This window comes from Candidatus Neomarinimicrobiota bacterium, from assembly GCA_041862535.1.
Classification (GTDB): domain Bacteria; phylum Fidelibacterota; class Marinisomatia; order SCGC-AAA003-L08; family TS1B11.
In genome coordinates this window covers 1-2,235 of the sequence record JBGVTM010000245.1, presented here as the reverse complement: position 1 = coordinate 2,235, position 2,235 = coordinate 1, and the positions used below count along the sequence as shown (strand labels likewise).

Sequence of the window (2,235 nt, the reverse complement as noted above, 5' to 3'; positions counted from 1 at the left end):
AACCAGCTATCGCGCAGGCATCTTTACTAAATCTATATAGTCTCAACTGCTGGCGTCAATCCACTGAAACCCGCGGATTGCCTCTTACCAGGCAAATGATAATCGCAACAAATGGTTCAGCATAATTTTTGGAAATAATAGTTCCAGCTCAGTTAAATAAAATCGTTATCTTATATGTTGCCAGATCGATATTTTTCCATCAGGAGGTTAACATGAGAAAAGCACTATCCACTCTAATAGCAAGTCTTCTACTCGGGCCTTTGCTTTATGCCCAGAGTGGCGTCTTTGCATCATTCAAAAGTGGATCACCAAGCACTGGGACTTCCATTGGCATGAAATTTGGGCCCTTGGCGGCCCTAGGTGGTCTGGATATCCTCACTATATCCGCCAGTTTTGATGAGGAGTCAACCGCCTACGAACGCGATTGGCAGACCGATCGTCTCTACAAGTATCGTGAATACTCGGAGAGCTTTGAAGGCTCGGCACAGTTGATCATGCCCCATATCGGTGCACGATTGTACCTGAAAAATCTACCCAGTAGCCTGTATCTACTTGCAGAGGCTCAGATGACCATTCCATCCATTAAGGGTAAATCTAAAGGCGAGCGGACCTATTATTCCCCTGATGGATCAATCTCCGACTTTGATGGATGGGAGGAAGAACTCTCAAAAGAGGACCAGGAGAGAATTAACGACGTTCTGGACTTTGTGAGCGTGGCTCTGGGCTTCGGCGCAGAATATCACTTCAGCGACCACTTCTCCATCGGTGGAGAGTATGGTATGAGAATTTTCACCACCAGTTTCAAAGATGAGGGTGAGGACGAGGATAGCTACGACGGAACTGTGGACTGGAGGGAAGAGTGGGTAACCGAGGCTGAGGTCGGCCTGGGGACAACTTACACCAGCTTCACTTTGAATTATTACTTCAAGTAAAGGTAACCTATCCTAACACCACCTGAGAGAGGAGCCCGACGGGTTATGCCCCAGCGTGATACCTCACTCCCGCCTCGGCCCGCCTGACCAGATCCAGCGCCGGCGTAAACCGGCCACCGTGACGATCTGCGAGCCGGCGCAGCTGATCGACAAAGGCCGCTAGCCCGATCTGATCCAGGGCCCAGTACGGCCCACCCAGGAAGGGCGGAAAACCGAAGCCGTAGATGGCCCCTGTATCCCCCACCGAGGCATTAGCGATTACCCCCTCCTCCAGGGCATAGGCCGCCTCGTTGAGGATGCTTGCCAGCAGGCGCTCGCGCACTTCTTCATAAGGGATAGTTCGCCGTCGGGGATTCTCGAATAGCCGGTAGACCGACCTGTCCACCTGGCCCTTCTTGCCGCCTTCGTAGGTGTAAAACCCCCGGCCGTTCTTGCGTCCCAGGCGGTTGTCCTCGGTAAAGCGCCGGTTATGATCGCTCATCTCCAGGCGCTCGCCGATAAAGGCCGCCATGACACCGGCAACTTTGCCCGCCACGTCCAGCCCCACCTCATCCAGCAGGGTGCCGGGCCCGACCGGGAAGCCCATCCGCCGGGCGTACCGGTCCAGCGCATCTACTGCGATGCCATCCTCCAGCAGCTTGAAAGCCTCGTTCAGGTAAGGGGTGAGAATGCGGTTGACGAAGAAACCGGGGCTGTCTTTCACCACGATCACCGTCTTGCCCAGCTTCCGACCCAGACCCACGGCGGTAGCCAGAGTCTGCTCATTTGTATAAGCAGAGGTGATAACCTCCAGCAGCGGCATCTTTTCCACCGGTGAGAAGAAATGCATGCCGATGATGCGCTCCGGATGCTGGGCCCCTTCGGCGATCTTTGCAATCGGTATGGACGAGGTGTTGGTGGCGATAACCGTCTCCGGCGACACCAGCCCCTCCAGGTCCGCCACCAGCGCCCGCTTCAGTCCCAGCTCCTCGAAGACCGCCTCAATAATCACCTGTGCCTGCCGGAAGCCGCTGTAATCAGTGGCGGCGCTGTAGTGGGTCAGGAGCAAGCCAGCCTCCCGCCAAGAAACGATGTGCCTCTTCACCCGGCCATCGAAATAGCGCTGGATGTAGGCCCGTGATTTGGCCAGGGCGTCGCAGTCCAAATCCTTCTGCCGCACGGTATAGCCCTTGTCCAGGCAAACGGTCGCGATGCCGGAACCCATGAGTCCGCCACCCAGGATCCCCACCTGCCGCACCGGCTGGGGTTCAGCCTTGAGCTCGGCCCTGCCAGCCCGCTCGGCGAAAAATACGTGCACCAGGGC

The 2,235-nt window shown here is 56.0% G+C and carries 2 protein-coding genes; one reads left to right on the top strand and one right to left on the bottom strand.

The window, feature by feature from the left end; all coding sequences use genetic code 11:
• Positions 1-212 precede the first annotated feature (212 nt).
• Positions 213-932, top strand: coding sequence for a hypothetical protein (locus tag ACETWG_09035; protein MFB0516732.1), 720 nt, complete (start codon positions 213-215; stop codon positions 930-932).
• Positions 933-975: 43 nt separating this feature from the next.
• On the opposite strand, the gene ACETWG_09030 is transcribed toward ACETWG_09035, so the two are convergent.
• The coding region (locus tag ACETWG_09030) for a 3-hydroxyacyl-CoA dehydrogenase NAD-binding domain-containing protein (GenBank protein ID MFB0516731.1) at positions 976-2,235 on the bottom strand (1,260 nt) is incomplete at its 5' end.